Raw genomic sequence first — 19,502 nt, 5'->3', positions numbered from 1 at the left:
CAAGGATCCGCACAATGTCCCTTCCCACCCTTGAACGATCCGTCTCCAGGGTTGCCAACGGCCGTGCCCGCGTTCAGCGTCCGGTTGTCGCTCCCGAACTGCGCCTCGCCGACAACCCGGCGGCCGCGGTCCTGCGCGCCGCCACCGGAGGTCCCGTTTCTCGCGACAACGCCGCGCGCGCAACGGGTTTGAGTATCGCCACGGTCAACCGCCAGGTCTCCGCGCTGCTCGCGGCCGGCCTGCTGCGGGAACGCCCCGACCTGACGGCCTCGGGTGCGGTCGGGCGCCCCCGCGTCCCCTTCGAAATCGACCACGACGCCTACCTCACCATCGGAATCCACATCGGCGCCGCGGTCACCAAGATCGTCGCCGCCGACCTGCGCGGCCGCATCCTCGGTGGGCTGGCCATCGCCACCCCGCAGACCGGTCAGGAATTCGCCACCACCACCGTCGCGCGCAGCGCGAAGGCGTTCCTGCAGCGCTGGCACCGGCGCAAGGCGCTGTGGGCAGGCGTCGCGATCGGCGGCCGGGTCGACCCGCTGACCGGCGTCGTCGATCATCCGAAACTGGAATGGCGTGGGGCGCAAGTCGGTTCGGCCCTCGGCGAGGTGCTGGAGTTGCCCGTCTCGGTGGCGCCGCACGTGGAGGCGATGGCAGGCTCGGAACTGTTGCTGCCCACCGGCGAGCCCAAGGACCAGGCCCGCCTCGAGCGGGGCAGCAGCCTGTACTTCTACGTGCGTGAGACCGCGGGTGTCGCGGTGACCTTGGATGGTCGCGTGCACACGCCGAGCAACGGTCCCGGCTCGATCGCGCATCTGCCCACGGGTTCGGACGTGGAATGCACCTGCGGACGGCGTGGCTGCCTGGAGGTGACCGTCGGTGATCGGTCACTGCACTCCAGGGCCGTCGGGCGCGGCATCATCCCGGCGCACAACGGCACCGCGGGCTCGACCATCGCCGACCTGTACCGGGCCGCGGAGGCCGGATCGGAGTCCGCGCGCGAACTGCTCGCCGAGCGGGCCACCATCCTCGGCCACACCGTGGCTATGGTGCGCGACATGCTCAACCCCGATCGGGTGATCCTCGGCGGCCAGGCCTTCACCGGCTACCGCCCCGCGGTCGCGCACGTGGCGCGGGCGTTCAACCAGGGTTCGACCCTGCCGCCCACCGACATCCGGATCAGCGGTTTCGGCGGCAAAGTGCAGGAGTACGCCGCGGTGGTGACCTCGCTGAGCGTTCTCTACGCCGATCCGCTGGCCGCGGTCCGGCGAACCGCCCTGCACGACTGAGTGTTACGGCGAAGGGCGATCGGCCGCAGCGGCTGATCGCCCTTTTCGCGCGCGTGACGCTAGCGGTGCGGATCGCCCGTGAGGGCGAAAAGCCCCTCCAGGGCGGTGATGAAGAACGGGAAGTGGCCTGCGAAGCGCTGCAGGTTGCGGTCGCGTTCGAAGCCGCCGAACCAGTAGAGGCCGGGTTGCGCGTCGGCCGATGGGTCCAGGTCGCGGAAGGCGCGGATCCAGTTGTCGGCGCGTGCGCCGAGCACCATGAACGGCAGGGCGCGGGAGAACACGGTTTCCTGGTCGATCGGCGGGATCTGTTCGCGCCGAGTGGTTTCCAGGCCGCGCTGCAGCGCGCGGATCTGCTTGGCGAGCTCCAGCCCGCGCGCCGTCCGCACCGGCAGGTACTTCGGCGAGAGCAGAGTCGCGACACCCCCGAGCGCGATAGCGACACCGACCAGGGCATGTCCGGAGGTGAGCGCGAGCGCCACGGTCGCCGCGACACCCGCGACCACCAGTGCCCCACCGAGCCACAGGGCGAGACCGGGACGGCGGCGATCGAGGAAGTTGCCGCGGGCCACGGCGTCGGCGACCAGTGCGGCGCGTACCGGCTCGGAGGCCACGCGTCCCGGCTTGCGCAGCTCGCCCAATGTCACCGCGTCGGCGCTTTCGAGCAGCAGCGCCTGGTAGACGGCCTTCTCGTAGTCGCGCAGTTGGTCGTCGGGGGCGTTCACCCGGGTGATCCGCCAGTCGCTGTCACTGAGCGGCGTGATCCGGATGTACCGGCGCACCGCGAGATCCACCACGGTGGCGGCGATGTCGACCGGATCGACATGTCCGTCCAGCAGCAGCCCGGCCGCACCGGGCAGCGTGCCCTCGGGTGAGGTGAACTGCACGCGATCACCCTCGCGCACCAGCGGATCGATCGTCGCGGAACCGTCGCCCACCGTCGCGTCCAAGCGGCGAGCGCGCAGCACATAGGCGACCAAGGCGGCCAGCGCGAGCAGCAGCACGCCGAACGCGACGAGCGCCGGGGCGGTGATCGCGAAGGGGCCCGCGTCGCCGCTGTCGCGGACATCGGCGTTGCTCGGCACGGTGCCGGGCGGCAATTGCAGCGTCAGATCGATCGCGTCGCCCTTGTGCAGGTCGGTCTGCTCGAGGAAGAGGACGCCGTCGGTCTCGATCTTGACGTCGGCGCACGGCCGGGTGTTACCGGGCGGGCCGAGTTTGCAGTCCACGATGCCCATTTCGAAGCTCGGGCTGATCAGCGAGGCGCTGATGGACGCGATGTCGGTGTTGAGCACACCGAGCCAATGGAAGACCTGGGTGCCCCGCGCGTCGCTGACGGTGTTCTGCACGGAGTACCGGAAGGTGGATTCGCCGGGGCGGGCCTCGATGGTGAACTGGTCGTTGGCGACCGTCGCGGTGCCCGCGCCCTCGGTGTCCACGTCGGTGACCCGGAAGACGCGCTCGGCGTCGTCACCGACCCGCAGCCGCAGCGGGAGTGACATCCGGAACGAGCCCTCCGGCGGCACCGAGACCTGTTCGACCACTTCGAGGACGCCCTCGCGGCTCAGCTTCAGATCGGCGGTGATGGTCACGCCCTCCGGCGCGGGCTGGGCCTGGGTGACCGGGGCCGTCGCGAACATTCCCGCGATGGCGAGAAGCAGCGCGCCTAGGGCGGCCCCCCGAAAAGTCAGCATGGCTGCCTACTCTAGACAGCTTGCTATCCTGCGTCAGCGGCTGTCGGCGATCACTGAGACGAGGGGGTACGGGGGCGTGACACAACCACCGTACGGACACGGACCGGTCCCGCGCGGGGGGCGTCCGGTGCCTCCGCCGCCCGGCTACGGTGCGCCCTACGGCCCGCGCCCGGGTTACGGCCCGCCGCCTGGGTACGGTCCGCCTCCCGGTTACGGCCCGCCGCCGGGATATGCGCCGCCCGCCTACGGCCCGCCACCGGGTTACGGCCCGCCGGTCCCTCCGCCCATGCCCTACGGTCCGCCCGGGCGGCCGCCCTACCCGCCGCCACGCAAACGCGGAGGCGGCGGATGGGTTGTGCTGCTGGTCGTCGTCGTATTCCTGGCGGCGGCGGGACTTGTACGCAACGCGATCTCGGTGGGTCGCGACGCGAGCGACGCGTCCGGTCCGCAACCCGGTTTCACGTTCGACACGCAGCCGGACGGCACGGTCGGACCGTCGGAAACCGGCAACAACCCGCTGCTGACCGACCCCAACGCGACGCTGATTCCGGCGCGGTGCGACTACTCGCCGTGGGGCACCCAGGTGGACGCCGCCCGCAGGTTCTTCGAAAGCGCCGCGTCCTGCCTGGAAGCGGCGTGGAAACCCGTGCTGCGCAAGGCGAATCTGCCGTTCCAGCCGCCGTCGCTGAACGTCAGCGCGACCACGACGGGCATCACCACCCCGTGCACCGGCACGACCAGCAATTTCGCCGCGTTCTATTGCCCGGCGAACAAGACCGTCTACATGCCGATCAGCCAGTTGCAGACGGACTACTTCAAGGACAACTGGGTGGTCTACCTGTCGGTTTTCGCGCACGAGTACGGACATCACGTGCAGGCGATGTCCGGCATCCTGCGCAAGGCCAACAGCGATCGGGCCGACGTGGGGCCGCGCAGCGCCAAGGGACTGGAGCTGTCGCGCCGAGTCGAATTGCAGGCCAACTGCTTCGACGGCATGTACCTCTCCTCGTCGTCGAAGGGCGGTTCGCTCACCGACCCGCAGCTGACCCTGGCCCGCAAGGACGCCTACGGGCGCGGTGACCAGGCCGGGGACATGCGCGACCACGGGTCGTCCGAGAACGGCGGGCAGTGGTTCGAGGCGGGTTTGGACAACAACCGTGCGGCCCAGTGCAATACGTTCACCGCGTCGGCGAGCTCGGTGAGCTGAGGGCACGACGCGGCTGCCAGGGTACGGTTCGCCTCCGGACCACAGCCCGCATGGTTATCTCTCGACTCCGAACCTCCGGCGAATGTCGGCGAGCGACCCGGTGCCGCCCGCCGGCTACACGCACCGCGGGGCTACCCTCTGCCCCGCCTTCGCCCTGGGCACTGTGCCGACGCCGCGGCGATGATCAGTCCCCCTCTTCGGCGCGCGGGCGATCGATATGCGGACGCCCGAGATGCCCCTCGCCGAGGCGGCGCGGCGCATGGCCGTGCACTCCTTCCGCGTACGCCGTCTCGGCGTGCAGGGCGAAGTCGATCCCGGCGGTCTCTTCCTCCTTGCTGACCCGGAATCCGACGAACCGGTCGATGCCCTTGCCGAGCGCGAACGAGACGCCGAACGCGTAGGCCGCGACGACGAGCACCGCCACCAGCTGTTTGCCGAGCTGAGCGAGCCCACCGCCGAAGAACAGGCCCTCGACGCCGCCGGTCATCACTCCGGTGGCGAGCAAGCCGATCAGCACGGTGCCCACGATGCCGCCGACGAAGTGCACGCCGACCACGTCCAGCGAATCGTCGTAGCCCGCTTTGAACTTCCAGCCCACCGCGAACGAGCACAGCACGCCCGCGGCGAGCCCGACCAGCAGCGCACCGAGGGTGTTGACCGACCCGCACGAGGGAGTGATGGCGACCAGACCGGCCACCACGCCGGACGCGGCGCCGAAGGTGGTCGGCCTGCCGTCGCGGATCTGCTCGACCGCCAGCCAGCCGAGCATGCCGAGGCAGCCCGCCACCAAGGTGTTGAGGAAGACGGCCGCGGCCAGGCCGTTGGCCGCCAGCGCCGAACCGGCGTTGAAGCCGAACCAGCCGAACCACAGCAGGCCCGCCCCGAGCAGCACGAAGGGCAGGTTGTGCGGGCGCATCGCATCGACCTTGAACCCGATGCGCGGGCCGAGCACCAGCGCGAGTGCCAGGGCCGACGCGCCGGAGGCGATCTCCACCACCAGGCCGCCCGCGTAGTCCAGCGCGCCGAACGAGGCCAGCCAGCCGTCCGGGCCCCACACCCAGTGGGCGATCGGCGCGTACACCACCAGCGCCCAGAGCGGCACGAAGATCATCCACGCGCCGAACTTGGCCCGGTCGGCGATGGCGCCGCTGACCAGCGCGGCGGTCAGGACCGCGAAGGTGAGCTGGAACGTCGCGAACAACAGCTCCGGCACCGAGCCGCGCACCGAGGTCGGATCGATGCCCGCCATGCCGAGGTGGGCGAGGCCGCCGATCAGACCGCCGCCCGCGTCGTCGCCGAACGCCAGGCTGTAGCCGAGCAGTAGCCAGGTCACCGTTACCAGCGGGATGGCGATGAAGTTCATCATCAGCATGTTGAGTACGCCGGTCGAGCGGACCATGCCGCCGTAGAAGATGGCCAGGCCCGGGGTCATCAGCAGGACGAGGGCCGTGCTGACCAGCAGCCAGGCGGTAGCCGCGGGGTCGATGGTTGAAGACACGGGTTCACTCCTTCCGCGCGCGTGCGCTGCGAGGAAGTTACCGAACGGTCGCTCGGGGGCCGACAGCCGATCGGTCGAAAGGCGGTCAGGCCGGGGACGCGCCCTTCCTGACGCGGCGCAGCCACGCCGTGACCGTGTCCGGTGTGGGCGGGTCCGCGCCCACCAGGTCGAGCACGCAGTAGCCGAGGCATGCCGCGCCCATCACGCGCGAGGCGACGGCTTCCGCGTCGCCCCACGGCAGGAAGGGTTTGGCGAGCAGTAGGGAGGCGATGCCGTGGGCCACCGACCACAGTTCCAGCACGATCGGCAGCGGGTCGCGCCGCGCCATCGTCCCGTCGTCCATGCACTTGCGTACGGTGGCCGTGAAATGCTGGAAGGCGCCGCTGGTGAGCACTTCGTCCACCACGCCCTCGGACTCGGTGGGGGCGGTCGCGAGCCGGTATTGCTCGGGATGCTCGAGCGCGAAGCGGACGTAGGCCATGCCTTGATCGTGCAGTTGGCGCACCGGGGAGGTAGTGGGGTCGGTGGCCGCTCGCATCGCCTCGGCGAGGTCTTCGAAGACCTGGGCGACGACGGCGTCGATGAGCTCGTCCTTGTCCGCGAAGTGCCGGTAGATCGACGGCGCGCTCACCCCGACCAGCTTGCTCACCGCCCGGATCGAGACGGCGTCGGCATGCCCGGTCGTGGTGAGCAGTTCGGCCGTGGCCCGCAGGATCTCCTCGCGCAGCTGGGCGCCGGAGCCGCGCGGCGAGCGCGGACGCCTGCCACCGATCACGCGCGCCCCGCGATTTCCAGCGGGCGCGCGGCGGCGTCCTCCTCGCCTTCGGTCAGCCCGATCTTGGCGTGCAGGCGGGCCAGCGGTGCGGGCGCCCACCAGTTGGCCGGACCGAGCAGGCGCATGAGCGCGGGCGCGAGCAGACCGCGGATGATCGTGGCGTCGGCGAGCACGGTCAGCGTGAGGCCGAGGCCGAGCAGCTGCATGAACGACACCTTCGCGGTGACCAGCGCGCCGAGCACGATGGCCATCAGCACGGCGGCCGCGGTGAAGATCCGGCCCGTGCGGGCCAGGCCGACCGCCACCGCGCGAGTGTTGTCGTGGGTGGCCAGCCACTCCTCGCGCACCCGCGACAGCAGGAACACCTCGTAGTCCATGGACAGGCCGAAGGCCAGGCAGAACATCAGGATCGGCATGGTCGGCACCAGGTAGCCGACCGCCGTGAAGCCGAGCAACCCGGACAGATGGCCCTCCTGGAACACCCACACCATCGCGCCGAAGGCGGCGGCCAGCGACAGTGTGTTCAGCACCAGGGCTTTGATGGGCAGCACGACGCTGCCGGTGAACAGGAACAACACGATGAAGGTGGTGAGGGCGATGAGGCCTGCCGCGAGCGGAAGGCGGGCGGCCAGCGCGTGCAGGGAGTCGGCGTTGGCCGCCGCGGCGCCGCCGTAGAGTGCCTCCCCCGGGGCCGGGATCGCCCGGATCGCCGTCAGCTGACGGTCCCCGGCGGGGGAGAAGGGATCGAGCTTGGTCGCGACATTCAGGTAGGTCCCGGTGTCGTTGGCCATCCCGGGCGGAGCAGGCGCGACTCGCGCGCCTGCCGCGTAGACCCCGGCGGCGGACAGGACCGCGGGCACGCCCTCGACCTTCGACAGTTCGGCGGCGTACCCGCCGAGCGCCGCGTTGTCGCCGTGGTAGCCGTCCAGCACGATCGTGGTGCTCGCGACCGGATCGGCCTGCGGGAACTCGGTGCGCAGGGCGTCGCCGACCTGGCGGCTGGTGGCGCTGACCGGCAGCACCCGGTCGTCGGGATAACCGAACTTCACCGACAGGAACGGTGCGCCGAGCGCCAGCAGCAATGCGATGATCACGATCGCGACCGGCGCCGCGTGCCGCATCACCACGCCGGCCAGCCGATACCAGCCGCTGTCCTCCGGCGCCCGTGGGCCGGGTGTGGGCGCGCCGCGGCGGAACAGGCGGCGCAACGGGACCCGCAGGTCGAGGGAGTTCACCCGGTGCCCGAGCAGGACCAGCGCCGCGGGCAGCACCACGATCGATGCCGCCGCCGCCGCGGCGACCACCGCGACGCCCGCGTAGGCGAAGCTCTTCAGGAAGTACATGTCGAACACGCTCAGCACGGCCAGCGAGAGCGCGACGGTGAGTGCGGAGAACAGCACGGTGCGCCCCGCGGTCTGCACCGACCGGATGGTGGCGGCGGCCGGATCCAGGCCGCGCGCCAGTTCCTCCCGGAAGCGGCTGACGATGAACAGGCTGGAATCGATGGCCAGCGCCAGTCCCATCGCCGTCGTCATGTTCAGGGCGTAGATCGAGACGTCGGTGAACAGCGTGCACAGGCGCAGCAGCGCGAGCGTCGCCAGGATGGCGAACATCCCGATGGTCAACGGGAGGGCCGCGGCGACCAAACTGCCGAACACCAGGACCAGCACGATCATCGACAGCGGTACCGCGACGCCCTCGGCCACGGTGAGGTCGCGGGTGGTCTGCTCGGTGACGTCCTGATAGATCGCGGCGATGCCGCCCTGGCGGACCGTGATGCCGTCGGAGACGCCCGAGAACTGCCGCTTCAATTCACTCGCGGTCTGCTGGACCTGCGTCTCGTCTCCGTCGAGATAGGCGACGACCAGGGCGCTCTTGCCATCGGCGCTGCGCAACGCGTTCGCCAGCGGCTGCGGCGTGGTCCAGTAGGACTGCACGCCTCGCACGTCGCCGCGGGCTTTCAGCGCGTCGGCCAGCCCGATGCCCGCCGCCTTGGTGGCCGGATCGTCCGCGCCCGCGTCCGAACCGACCAGCAGGACGAAATTGGGCGCGGCGCCGGCGAAATTGTCGGCGATCAGCTCATTGACGAGGGCGGATTCGGCGTCGTCCGAAGTGAACCCGCCGGACTTCAAGTGCGCGGGCGCGGTGGCGCCGAAGACGCCGCACAGCACGGCGACCGCGAGCGCCGCGGCCAGCACCGCGCGCGGAGATCGGGTGATGAATCGGGCCATCCGGGTCAGCATCGCGGCTCCGCTCGATAGGTTAACGGCGTTATAGTAACGTCGTTAACCCAAGGTGTCGAGCCCGCGGGCGGCGCCCGAGTCAGCCGCGGGACTTACGGATGGCCCGCAATCCCCTCCGTCCGGGCACGGGCAGGTCGTCGCGCATCTCCACCCATTCCGCGGTGGTCAACCAGAGTTCCTGGGCGCGGGCATCGGCGGTGTTGTGGAAAATTCGGCGGCCGCGGTCGTCGCGCAGTTCTTGCGCGACCACCGACCAGCGTGGCGCGCGGCCGTGTTCGTCGAGGTAATCGGCCAGATAGGCCGCGATCGCGGTGCCGATGGTGTTCACCGGGCGCAACGAGACCCGGTTTCCGTACTGGGCGGCGTAGAAACGGCGGGCCGCGCACAGAGACCGGGGATTGGCGTTGGAGGCGATCCATCCCGCGCGCTGGGCCCGCTCGATCAGCCAGAGGTGTTTGACCGCCGATGGGGCGATGTTGCCGACGCGGGTGCGGATCAGCGTCATGATCTGCTCGGTGCACAGCACGTCGCGGCGGGTGGGCCCGTAGCCGTGCGCGGTCCAGTGCGCGTCGGCCAGTTTGGCCAGCACCCGGCCGAAGTCATCGATGCTGCGCTGGGCGCGGCGGCCGAGACGTTCGATGCGCTCGGCCTCGCGGCGCATCTCGTTCTGCGCGGTCAGGGTGCGGATCGCGGCCATGGTCGGCACCTGGCCGCGCTCGAGGAGTTCGAGGATGGCGGCCGCGGTGGCCGGATCGGCTGCCGCGGTGACCGGCAGCGAGTCGCGTTTGATCGCGAACTCCTGCGGGCTGATGGCGCGGCTCAAGAGGGCGACGGCGGAGCGGTCGCCTGCGAAATCGGTGCTGGACAGCCAGGCGGCGGCGATGTCGTCACACGACACGGTGGACGGTCCTCCGGTGGAAGGTGGGGGAATTGGCGCTGGTCACCCGTGGTGCTCTCGAGGTTGTGCCCCGGTCGGGATGAGGGACCGGCCGGGGTCACCAACCTGATGAAGGTTTGGCTACCGAAGTTGCCGACTGCCACGTTAGCCAGACGATTGCATCGATGTCACCCATGGTTGCGGTTTCGTTATCTCCGAAAAGTCGAGGTAAATCGGGGTGTGAGTCCATATTCTCCGGCCCGGGCAGGGTGCCGTGGCGGCTGTGTCCGGACTTCGCTCGTGCAGCGTGAGCGATAGCTCTGAGGTTGCTATCGTGCGTGCGAGGGGTGGGCGCCGAAGGAGACGTGGCGCATGTTGTGACTTGGGTCACATTTGTGGGCCCGCGTGGCCCGCGACCGGCGCAGCGGGCGGGCATGTCCTTTGTCGGAGGTCGCCGGTAACCTCTGGCCGTGGCTCTGTACCGGAAGTACCGACCGGCAACGTTCGCTGAGGTGGTGGGTCAGGAGCACGTCACCGACCCGCTGAGTATCGCGCTCGACACGGGGCGGATCAGTCATGCCTATCTGTTCTCCGGTCCACGCGGCTGCGGTAAGACGTCCTCCGCGCGCATCCTGGCCCGATCGCTGAACTGCGTGTCGGGCCCCACTTCGACGCCCTGCGGCACCTGCCCGTCCTGCGTGGCCCTCGGGCCCGGCGGTACCGGCAACCTGGATGTCATCGAACTCGACGCCGCGAGCCACGGCGGCGTCGACGACACCAGGGAATTGCGGGACCGCGCCTTCTACGCGCCCGCCGAGTCCAGGTACCGGGTGTTCATCGTCGACGAGGCGCACATGGTGACCACCGCCGGATTCAACGCGCTGCTCAAGATCGTCGAGGAGCCGCCTGCCCACCTGATCTTCATCTTCGCGACCACCGAGCCGGACAAGGTGCTGCCCACCATCCGCTCGCGCACGCACCACTATCCGTTCCGGCTGCTGCCGCCCGCCACGATGCGCGGACTGCTCGGGCGGATCTGCGAGCAGGAGCACGTGCCGGTCGAAGAAGCGGTGTACCCCTTGGTGATTCGCGCGGGCGGCGGCTCGCCGCGCGACAGCCTGAGCGTGCTCGATCAATTGCTGGCGGGCGCGGGCCCCGAGGGCGTCACGTACGCCCGCGCGGTCTCGCTGCTCGGCGTCACCGACGTGGCGTTGATCGACGACGCGGTCGAGGCGCTGGCCGCCGACGACGGCGCCGCGTTGTTCGGCACCGTCGACCGGGTGATGGAGGCGGGCCACGACCCGCGGCGATTCGCCGCCGACCTGCTCGACCGCTTCCGGGATCTGATCCTCATGCGGGCGGTGCCCGACGCCACCGAACGCGGCCTGGTCACCGGCCCGGGTGACGTGCTAGACCGGATGCGGGACCAAGCCGAGCGATTGGGTTCGGCCACCCTGACCCGTTACGCCCAGCTGCTGCATGAGGGTCTCGGCGAGATGCGCGGCGCGACGGCGCCGCGGCTGCTGCTCGAAGTGGTCTGCGCGCGCATGTTGCTGCCCTCGGCGTCCGATGCGGAATCCGCCACGCTGCAACGCTTGGAACGGCTCGAGCGCGGTATGGCCGGGGGCTCCTTCGCCGCCGCGCCCGCCTCGGCTTCGGCGCCCACTCCCGCCCAGCCCACGGCCGGGGCCGGGTCGCCGTCGGAGTCACCTCGACGCCGGGGTGCCGAGGCGCTGGCCGCGATTCGTCGCGAGAACCGCGGGAGTGGTCGCTCAGAGGACGCTGCTGAAGCCGGTGGAGCCCCGCCCGTCGGCGGTTCGGCGCAAGCCGAGCCTGGCGCCGGTACCGGAACCGCTGATCGCCCAGTGCCGATCGGTGGCGGGGGAAGTCCGTCTTCCGGTGCGGCAGATACCACTGTCGCCGCACCGGGCGGCGGGTCGTCCACGAACGCGTCGGCTCCGGGCTCCGAAGGCGGCGCGGATCCTGTTGCGCCGGTTGCCGAACCGGACGCCGCCGTTGTGCCCGACAGCGGGTCGGCGGGAACGATGCCGGCGGGAGGGCCGAGCGCGACCGCCGCGTCGAGTACTTCGAAGGCCGGGACGGCAGGTGCGTCGGGGCCGAATCCTGAGGCGTCCGGGCCGGTTGGCAGCGCAGCGGCCGCCGGAGCGGGCCGCGTTCCTTCCGGACCGGCTGCCGTGCAGCGCGTTTCGGACGCCGTAGCGCGATCGGGACTTTCTCCGGCGCCGCAGCAGGCGGGTTCTCCGGCATCGGGTGCGCAGGCAGCGTCGCCTACCGTCGATCCGGCCGTCGGGAACGACCCGACTGCCGGGCGGGGTTCCGTGCGCGAGCGCGGGGCCGCCGACTCGACTGCTGCGCGGGATTCTGCCGTGGGGCCTGATCGCGGGCCCGTCGAGTCGACCACACCGCGGAATTCTGCTGGGGGATCTGATCGCGGGGCCGCCGAGTCGACCACGGCGCGGGATCCCGCTGCCGGGCGCGATCGCGGGGCTGCGGATTCGATCGCGGGGCTGCGTTCAGGGGGCGAGCATGGGAGCACGGGCCCGGATGCGGCGGGGAGTTCCGCTGTGGGGCCTGATCGCGGGGCTGCGGAGTCGTCTGCCGGGCCGAGTTTCGGGCGCGAGCACGGGACCGCGGGCCCGGATGCGGCGGGGAGTTCCGCTGTGGGGAATGATCGCGGTGCTGCGGAGTCGTCTGCCGGGCCGAGTTCTGGACGCGAGCGCGGGAGCATTGGCCTGGACGCAGCGCGGAGTTCCGCTGTCGGGCGTGATCCTGGGGCCGGGGACCCGAGTACGGCGCGGCGTTCTGCCGCCAGGGCCGATCGTGGTGCCGCCGACTCGCCCGGCGTGCAGGATTCCGCCACCGATCAGGGCGATCCTGGGCGATCCGAGGCAGGGCCGCCCCACGCGTCCGCGCAGGAGCCCGCCGGTCCTTCCTCGGCGCCGAGCGGTGATCTGCTGCGCGAGGTGGAAGCCGCTTGGGCGGATATCCGCGCCAAAGTGCGGGAGTTCGGCGCGGCCGTGCAGGCGATGCTCGCCGGTGCGTCGGTCGCCCGGGTGGAGGGCGAGGTCATCGTCTTCGCACATCAGCACGCGCCGCTGGCCCAGCGCCTGTCCGATCCGCGGAATCTGGAAGCGGTGCGGTCGGCGGTGCGGGCGGTGCTCGGCCGCGACCACGAGGTGCGCTGGGAAGCGGGCGGCGGGGCGCCACGGCCGGCGGCGTCACGGGCCGGCGGTAGCGGGAACCGTGCTCGCGGACAGGCGGCAGGCCAGCCGGGACGTGAATCCGGCAACGCGACAGGCCGTGCTCCGGATGCCGCCGCCCCGCCGAGGTTCTCCCGCCCCAGCCAGGCGCGCAACGCGGGCGCCGAGAAGCCGGGTAACGCGGGTCGCGCCCGCGCGGGTGGCGCGAATCCGCGCCCGTTTCCGGCGGAGGACGACATCCCGCCGCCCGACTATCCCGACCTGCCGGACGATCCCGGCCCCGCGGACTATCCGCCGCCCTACGACGCCGAACCAAGCGGAAGCGACGCCGCGAGCAGCCGGGGCTGGAGCGGTGACGGCGCCGTCCCCGCGTCGACGCCGGAAGAGGAGCGGGAGATGATGGCCGCCGCGGCAGACCCGGTGGCCCCCGGCGACCGGCGCGACCCGGACGAGGTCGCCCTCGAATTGCTGAAGAGTGAGCTGGGTGCCACACGGCTGGATGGTTGACAACCACCGCTCTCACGACGTTAAGTTAACCGGAGTTCGCACTCCGCGGTAGTATGTACGGGTAGCCGGGAGCTTCGGTACGCCGACGTTCTATGGTATGCCCAGGCGTACGTGCGACCGTGACGTGCGATCGCTCTTGCCTGCCTGGTTTTGTACAGCGTTAGGAACGGTCGGCCGCAAGGCCGGTCGGCGAGGTCAGCCGCAGCCACGCCGCACCCGCGGTGTCGCCGCAAACCAGCGCTCGGACGGACGTATGTCCGGCCCGGCCGCACAGGAGCGCTCGGACGGACGAACGTTCCGGTCGACCGCACAGAAGCGCTCGGACGGACGAACGTTCCGGTCGACCGCACAAAAGCGCTCGGACGGACGAACGTTCCGGTCGACCGCACAAAAGCGCTCGGACGGACGAACGTCCGGCCGCCGCACATTGAGGAAGGAACACTCCGATATGACCACAGAGGCCTACATTTACGAGGCCATCCGCACTCCGCGTGGCCGTGGCAAGAAGAACGGCTCGCTGCACTCGGTCAAGCCGATCGACCTGACTGTTGGTCTGATCCAGGAGCTGCGCGGACGCTTCCCGAACCTCGACGAGGATCGGATCTCCGACCTGATCCTCGGCGTGGTCGCGCCGGTCGGCGACCAGGGTGCGGACATCGCGCGTACCGCGGTCACCGTGGCCGGCCTGCCCGACACCGTCGGCGGGTTCCAGCTCAACCGCTTCTGCGCGTCCGGCCTCGAGGCGGTCAACCTGGCGGCCCAGAAGGTCCGCTCCGGCTTCGACGACCTGGTCCTCGCCGGTGGCGTCGAGTCCATGTCGCGCGTGCCGATGGGCTCCGACGGCGGCGCCTGGGCGCTGGACCCGGCCACCAACTACGACACCTACTTCGTCCCGCAGGGCGTCTCCGCCGACCTGATCGCCACCATCGAGGGCTTCAGCCGCGACGATGTCGACGCCTACGCGGTGCGCTCGCAGGAGCTGGCCGCCAAGGCCACCACCGGCGGTTACTTCGCCAAGTCGATCGTCCCGGTCAAGGACCAGAACGGCATCGTCGTGCTGGACAAGGACGAGCACATGCGCCCCGGCACCACCGCCGAGGACCTGGCCAAGCTGCAGCCGTCCTTCGCCGTGATCGGTGAGATGGGTGGCTTCGACGCGGTGGCGCTGCAGAAGTACCACTTCGTCGAGAAGATCAACCACGTGCACCACGGCGGCAACAGCTCCGGCATCGTCGACGGCGCCGCGCTCGTGCTGATCGGTTCGGAAGAGGCGGGCAAGGCCTCCGGTCTGACTCCGCGTGCGCGCGTCGTCGCGACCGCCACCAGCGGCGCCGACTCCACCATCATGCTCACCGGTCCGACCCCGGCCGCCAAGAAGGTGCTGGCCAAGGCGGGCCTGACCCTCGACGACATCGACCTGGTCGAGATCAACGAGGCATTCGCCTCCGTGGTGCTGAAGTTCCAGAAGGATCTGAACATCCCGGACGAGAAGCTGAACGTCAACGGCGGCGCGATCGCGATGGGCCACCCCCTGGGCGCGACCGGCGCGATGATCACCGGCACCATGGTCGACGAACTGGAGCGCCGCAACGGCCGCTACGCGCTGGTCACCCTGTGCATCGGTGGCGGCATGGGCGTGGCGACCATCATCGAGCGGGTCTGAGCCCCAACCGACAGCTGAAGATTTGCGGCGGCGTGAGCGTCAGGCCCGGAGGCGGCAGCCTGCGTAACCACGTAGGGCCGCGAACGCCGCTAATTCACCTAGGAGACACAGAGCTGTGAGCGAAACCAACATGATCGGTTGGGAGCAGGATTCGGACGGCATCGTCGTGCTGACGATGGACGACCCGAACCAGGGCGCCAACACCATGAACGAGCTGTACAAGAAGTCGATGACCGCCACCGTCGACCGGCTCGAGGCGGAGAAGGACAACATCACCGGTGTCGTCCTGACCTCCGCGAAGAAGACCTTCTTCGCCGGCGGCGACCTGAAGAACATGATGAAGGTCGGCCCGGACGACGCCCAGGCGCTGATGGAGGAGCTCGGCGAGATCAAGAGCGCCCTGCGTCGCCTGGAGCAGCTGGGCAAGCCGGTCGTCGCCGCCATCAACGGCGCGGCGCTGGGCGGCGGTCTGGAGATCGCGCTGGCCACCCACCACCGCATCGCGGCGGACGTGCCGGGTTCGCAGATCGGTCTGCCGGAGGCCACCCTCGGCCTGCTGCCCGCGGGCGGCGGCATCATCCGCACCGTGCGCATGCTCGGCCTGCAGAACGCCCTGATGCAGGTGCTGCTGCAGGGCCAGCGCAACAAGCCGGCCAAGGCCAAGGAGATCGGCCTGGTCGACGAGCTGGTCGGCACGATCGAGGAGCTGGTCCCCGCCGCCAAGGCGTGGATCAAGGCCAACCCCGAGGCCGGCGTGCAGCCCTGGGACAAGAAGGGCTTCAAGATCCCCGGCGGCACCCCGTCCTCGCCCGCGTTCGCGGCGAACCTGCCCGCCTTCCCGGCGAACCTGCGCAAGCAGATCAAGGGCGCGAACATGCCCGCGCCGCGCGCCATCATGTCGGCCGCGGTCGAGGGCTCGCAGGTCGACATCGACAACGCGTCGCTGATCGAGTCCCGCTACTTCGTGCACCTGCTCACCGGCCCGGTCGCGAAGAACATGATCCAGGCGTTCTTCTTCGACCTGCAGACGATCAACAACGGCGGTTCGCGTCCGAAGGACGTGCCGAAGAAGGAGATCAAGAAGGTCGGCGTGCTCGGCGCGGGCATGATGGGCGCGGGCATCGCGTACGTCTCGGCCAAGGCGGGCTACGAGGTCGTGCTGAAGGACGTCTCGATCGAGGCGGCCGAGCGCGGCAAGAACTACTCCGAGAAGATCGAGGCCAAGGCCCTCTCCCGGGGCAAGACCACCGAGGAGAAGTCCAAGGCGCTGCTGGACCGGATCAAGCCGACCGCCGACGCGGCCGACTTCGCAGGCGTCGACTTCGTCATCGAGGCCGTCTTCGAGAACACCGAGCTCAAGCACAAGGTGTTCCAGGAGATCGAGGACGTCGTCACCCCCGACGCGCTGCTCGGCTCGAACACCTCCACCCTGCCGATCACCGGTCTGGCGACCGGCGTGAAGCGCCAGGAGGACTTCATCGGCATCCACTTCTTCTCGCCGGTCGACAAGATGCCGCTGGTCGAGATCATCAAGGGTGAGAAGACCTCGGACGAGGCGCTGGCCCGGGTGTTCGACTACACCCTCGCGATCAAGAAGACCCCGATCGTCGTCAACGACAGCCGTGGCTTCTTCACCTCGCGCGTGATCGGCACCTTCGTCAACGAGGCGATCGCCATGCTCAAGGAGGGCATCGAGCCCGCCACCATCGAGCAGGCCGGTCTGCAGGCGGGCTACCCGGCCGCGCCGCTGCAGCTGTCGGACGAGCTGAACATGAAGCTCATGCAGAAGATCGCCAAGGAGACCCTGGAAGCCGCGCAAGCGGGCGACACCACCCTGGGCGTCAAGCGGCACCCGGCGCAGGATGTCATCGACTACATGGTGTCCGAGGGTCGTCCGGGTCGCCTGGAGAAGGCCGGCTTCTACGAGTACGACGAGAACGGCAAGCGCACCGGTCTGTGGGGCGGCCTGCGCGAGCACTTCAAGACCTCGGCGGGCTTCGACGTCCCGCTGCAGGATCTGATCGACCGCATGCTGTTCGCGGAGGCGATCGAGACCCAGAAGTGCTTCGACGAGGGCGTGCTCACCTCCACCGCCGACGCCAACATCGGCTCGATCTTCGGCATCGGCTTCCCGGCCTGGACCGGTGGTGTGCACCAGTTCATCGTCGGTTACCCGGGTGGCCAGGAGGCCTTCGTGGAACGCGCCGACTACCTCGCCAAGAACTACGGCGAGCGCTTCGAGGTCCCGGCCTCGCTGCGTAAGTAGTCTCGCGCCGGAACGCGGGCGGCGAAGCCCGTCACCGCTTTTCGCGGTGGCGGGCTTCCGTCGTTTCCCAGCCCGTGCACGTTCGCGTCCTTCCGGCCGGATAGGTTGGCAGCCGTGCCGAGACGTAGTCGCCATGTTCTGCTCGCCAGTTGTGCCCTCGTCCTCGCATCGGCGCCGGTGGCGGGCGCCGATTCCGCGCCCGCGCCCTCGGTGCGCTTGCTCGGCGAGCAGGTGATCGCGTCGGGCCTGGACTTCGAGGGCACCACCGTGGGCGGCCTGTCCGGGATCGATTACTCGGCACGCACGGGTGAATTCGTGCTGATCAGTGACGATCGGTCGAGCAAGAACCCCGCGCGGTACTACACCGCGCGCATCGAGGTCGGCGAGCGCGGCGTCGGACCGGTGACGATCACCGGCACCCGGCCGCTGCTGACCGCGACGGGCGCTGCCTACCCGCCGATGTCGGTGGACCCGGAGGAGATCCGGGTCGATCCGTGGACCGGCGACTACTACTGGACGCAAGAAGGCGAACGCGACGGCGACCTACTGGCCGACCCATCGGTGCGGATCGCGCACCAGGACGGCTCCTATGCCGGTGAGCTGCCGATTCCGGAGAACGAACGGATGCGTCCCGGCTCCGGTCCGAGGCAGAACCAGGCGCTGGAGGCAGCGACCTTCCTCGCCGCCGGCGCATTGTTCGCGACCGCGACGGAAGGGCCGCTGCTGCCGGACGGACCGCCGCCGACCACGACCGGTGCGGCGCTGGCGCGCATCACCGTCCAGGCCAGATCCGGATCGCCGCTCGCCCAGTACGCGTATCCGATGGAGCCCGTCTTCGCCGAGTCGCGGCCCGAACCCGGCCGCGGCGGCACCGGGATCGCGTCCGTCCTCGCCGCCGATCCGCTCGACCCCACGAAACTTCTTGTGCTGGAACGGTCTTTCTCCCCGGGCACGGCCAACAAGATCCGCGTCTACGAGGCCGACCTGAGCGGCGCGACCGACATCCTCGATGCTCCGCTCGGCGCCGCGCGCCCGGCGGCCAAGCGGCTGCTGGTGGACCTCGACGACGTCGGACTCACCGCCGTCGACAACGTGGAGGGTATGACGTGGGGTCCCCGGCTGCCTTCCGGCGAACGAACCCTGGTCCTGGTCAGCGACGACAATTTCGACAGCCGCCAGATCACCCAGGTCGTCGTCCTCGCCGTCGCCTAATCCGTGGGACGCAACTCCTCGGCGGCGGCCTGGTACGCGGCGGCGGCCCTCGCGAAGTAGTCGAACAGCACTTCGCGCTGTTCGGGTGAATAGCCGCCGATGATCTCGCCGATGCGCCGCCGCGCCGGGGCGAGGACCTCGTCCAGATCAGCGGGCTTGCCGACCAGTTCGACGATCACCTTGCGCCGATCGCCCGGGACCGGCGCGCGGCGGACGTAGCCCGCCTCCTCCAGTCGGTCGATCAGCCGGGTGGTCGGGCCGGTGGTCAGGCCGCTGCGAGCGCCGAGTTCGCCCGGCGTCATCGGTCCGGCCAGTCCCAGGATGTTGAGCGCGTAGAGGTCGGTGGCGCCCAGATCGACCGCCCGCGCCCCGGCTTGGCCGTGCAGCATGACCGCGCTCAGATAGCGCCGATAGACCTCATGGGCGTCCGGTCGAAGGCCATGTGGCGCGGTCTCGGGTGTTGACACGAGATCCCTCCATCCCTTAATTTCTTCTTATACAAAGAGACTTCTTCTAAGAAGAAAGCTCTCATAAGAAGTAATCTATCATGGAGGCACCATCATGAGTGGCGACGAGAGCACCGACCGGCGCGGCATCCTGGCCGTTCTCGCCGAGTTGACAGACGCCTGGGGGCGGGGAGACGCCGACGCCTACGGCGAGGTCTTCACCGACGACGCCACCTACACCAGTTACCTCGGTACCCATTACCGTGGCCGCGCGGACATCGTGGCTTCGCACCGAGCCTTGTTCGCGGGCGTCCTGAAGGGCACCCGGCTGGCCGATGAGGTGCTGGACATTCGTTACTACGGTCCGGACGTCGCCGTGGTCACCAGCCGTGGCGACACCTACAAGGGATCGCCGAAGCAGGCGCCGGCCAAGGTTCAGACCTACACCCTGGTCCGCAGGGACGGCCGATGGCGCATCGCCGCTTTTCGGAACACCAAACGCAGGAAGCTCATGGAGCGCATGACCTTCTGGATCACTCCGGCGACACGTCCCGCCGAGCAGCGCTGACCGATCCACGGCGGATAGCTCATGGAACCGGTTGGCCGG

Annotated in this window: 12 protein-coding genes and 1 pseudogene; 7 read left to right on the top strand and 6 right to left on the bottom strand. The window is 69.9% G+C overall.

The genetic code is table 11. The features are described from left to right. Positions 1–14: 14 nt before the first annotated feature. Positions 15–1,289, top strand: a complete 1,275-nt coding sequence (locus tag ACGF7Y_RS32725; protein WP_393240652.1) for an ROK family protein — start codon at positions 15–17, stop codon at positions 1,287–1,289. 59 nt (positions 1,290–1,348) lie between these two features. On the opposite strand, the gene ACGF7Y_RS32720 is transcribed toward ACGF7Y_RS32725, so the two are convergent. Continuing rightward, on the bottom strand, positions 1,349–2,980 hold the full coding sequence (locus tag ACGF7Y_RS32720) for a DUF2207 family protein (RefSeq protein ID WP_393240649.1): 1,632 nt from the start codon (positions 2,978–2,980) through the stop codon (positions 1,349–1,351). A gap of 286 nt (positions 2,981–3,266) precedes the next feature. On the opposite strand from ACGF7Y_RS32720, the gene ACGF7Y_RS32715 reads away from it, so the two are divergent. Continuing rightward, positions 3,267–4,187 carry a neutral zinc metallopeptidase gene (locus ACGF7Y_RS32715; protein ID WP_393240647.1) on the top strand — a complete coding sequence of 307 codons (921 nt, stop codon included), beginning with the start codon at positions 3,267–3,269 and terminating at the stop codon, positions 4,185–4,187. A gap of 184 nt (positions 4,188–4,371) precedes the next feature. Here the strand turns inward: ACGF7Y_RS32715 and ACGF7Y_RS32710 are convergent, their stop codons facing one another. From ACGF7Y_RS32710 to ACGF7Y_RS32695, 4 genes are all read right to left on the bottom strand, one after another. Continuing rightward, the gene (locus ACGF7Y_RS32710) at positions 4,372–5,619 is read right to left on the bottom strand and encodes an ammonium transporter (RefSeq protein WP_393240689.1); all 1,248 of its coding nucleotides are present in this window, start codon (positions 5,617–5,619) and stop codon (positions 4,372–4,374) included. 151 nt (positions 5,620–5,770) lie between these two features. Continuing rightward, positions 5,771–6,460, bottom strand: a complete 690-nt coding sequence (locus tag ACGF7Y_RS32705) for a TetR/AcrR family transcriptional regulator (RefSeq protein WP_393240645.1) — start codon at positions 6,458–6,460, stop codon at positions 5,771–5,773. Beyond that, complete coding sequence (locus ACGF7Y_RS32700) at positions 6,457–8,703, bottom strand: MMPL family transporter (protein ID WP_393240642.1); 2,247 nt, start codon at positions 8,701–8,703, stop codon at positions 6,457–6,459. Before ACGF7Y_RS32700 ends, ACGF7Y_RS32705 begins: the two co-directional genes overlap by 4 nt. A 79-nt stretch (positions 8,704–8,782) precedes the next feature. Then, entirely contained in the window at positions 8,783–9,601 is an 819-nt protein-coding gene (locus ACGF7Y_RS32695) for a hypothetical protein (protein WP_357126898.1), read from the bottom strand. A 449-nt stretch (positions 9,602–10,050) separates the two neighbouring features. On the opposite strand from ACGF7Y_RS32695, the pseudogene ACGF7Y_RS32690 reads away from it, so the two are divergent. The 4 genes and pseudogenes from ACGF7Y_RS32690 to ACGF7Y_RS32675 all read left to right on the top strand — a co-directional run. Beyond that, positions 10,051–11,643, top strand: a pseudogene (locus ACGF7Y_RS32690) (DNA polymerase III subunit gamma and tau); the annotation flags it as partial. 2,113 nt (positions 11,644–13,756) lie between these two features. After that, on the top strand, positions 13,757–14,971 hold the full coding sequence (locus ACGF7Y_RS32685; RefSeq protein WP_040864405.1) for an acetyl-CoA C-acetyltransferase: 1,215 nt from the start codon (positions 13,757–13,759) through the stop codon (positions 14,969–14,971). A gap of 115 nt (positions 14,972–15,086) precedes the next feature. Then, the gene (locus tag ACGF7Y_RS32680; protein ID WP_393240639.1) at positions 15,087–17,237 is read left to right on the top strand and encodes a 3-hydroxyacyl-CoA dehydrogenase NAD-binding domain-containing protein; all 2,151 of its coding nucleotides are present in this window, start codon (positions 15,087–15,089) and stop codon (positions 17,235–17,237) included. Positions 17,238–17,351: 114 nt separating this feature from the next. Further along, positions 17,352–18,449: an esterase-like activity of phytase family protein gene (locus ACGF7Y_RS32675; protein WP_393240636.1), complete on the top strand. Its 1,098-nt coding sequence runs from the start codon at positions 17,352–17,354 to the stop codon at positions 18,447–18,449. Here ACGF7Y_RS32675 and ACGF7Y_RS32670 read toward each other — a convergent pair. Then, entirely contained in the window at positions 18,446–18,916 is a 471-nt protein-coding gene (locus tag ACGF7Y_RS32670) for a MarR family winged helix-turn-helix transcriptional regulator (protein ID WP_393240633.1), read from the bottom strand. The genes ACGF7Y_RS32675 and ACGF7Y_RS32670 overlap by 4 nt on opposite strands. A gap of 94 nt (positions 18,917–19,010) precedes the next feature. On the opposite strand from ACGF7Y_RS32670, the gene ACGF7Y_RS32665 reads away from it, so the two are divergent. Beyond that, the gene (locus ACGF7Y_RS32665; RefSeq protein ID WP_393240630.1) at positions 19,011–19,463 is read left to right on the top strand and encodes an SgcJ/EcaC family oxidoreductase; all 453 of its coding nucleotides are present in this window, start codon (positions 19,011–19,013) and stop codon (positions 19,461–19,463) included. Positions 19,464–19,502: the final 39 nt, after the last annotated feature.

The sequence above is a fragment of the Nocardia sp. NPDC047654 genome, assembly GCF_043205035.1.
Classification (GTDB): Bacteria; Actinomycetota; Actinomycetes; order Mycobacteriales; family Mycobacteriaceae; genus Nocardia.
This window is presented reverse-complemented; position numbering and strand designations above follow the sequence as displayed.

Excerpts from the sequence above, each read along its gene's own strand:
- ACGF7Y_RS32710 (WP_393240689.1), bottom strand. The coding sequence starts at position 5,619 with ATGACCCCGGGCCTGGCCATCTTCTACGGCGGCATGGTCCGCTCGACC.
- ACGF7Y_RS32685 (WP_040864405.1), top strand. The coding sequence starts at position 13,757 with ATGACCACAGAGGCCTACATTTACGAGGCCATCCGCACTCCGCGTGGC.
- ACGF7Y_RS32665 (WP_393240630.1), top strand. The coding sequence starts at position 19,011 with ATGAGTGGCGACGAGAGCACCGACCGGCGCGGCATCCTGGCCGTTCTC.
- ACGF7Y_RS32720 (WP_393240649.1), bottom strand. The coding sequence starts at position 2,980 with ATGCTGACTTTTCGGGGGGCCGCCCTAGGCGCGCTGCTTCTCGCCATC.
- ACGF7Y_RS32700 (WP_393240642.1), bottom strand. The coding sequence starts at position 8,703 with ATGCTGACCCGGATGGCCCGATTCATCACCCGATCTCCGCGCGCGGTG.
- ACGF7Y_RS32725 (WP_393240652.1), top strand. The coding sequence starts at position 15 with ATGTCCCTTCCCACCCTTGAACGATCCGTCTCCAGGGTTGCCAACGGC.
- ACGF7Y_RS32715 (WP_393240647.1), top strand. The coding sequence starts at position 3,267 with ATGCCCTACGGTCCGCCCGGGCGGCCGCCCTACCCGCCGCCACGCAAA.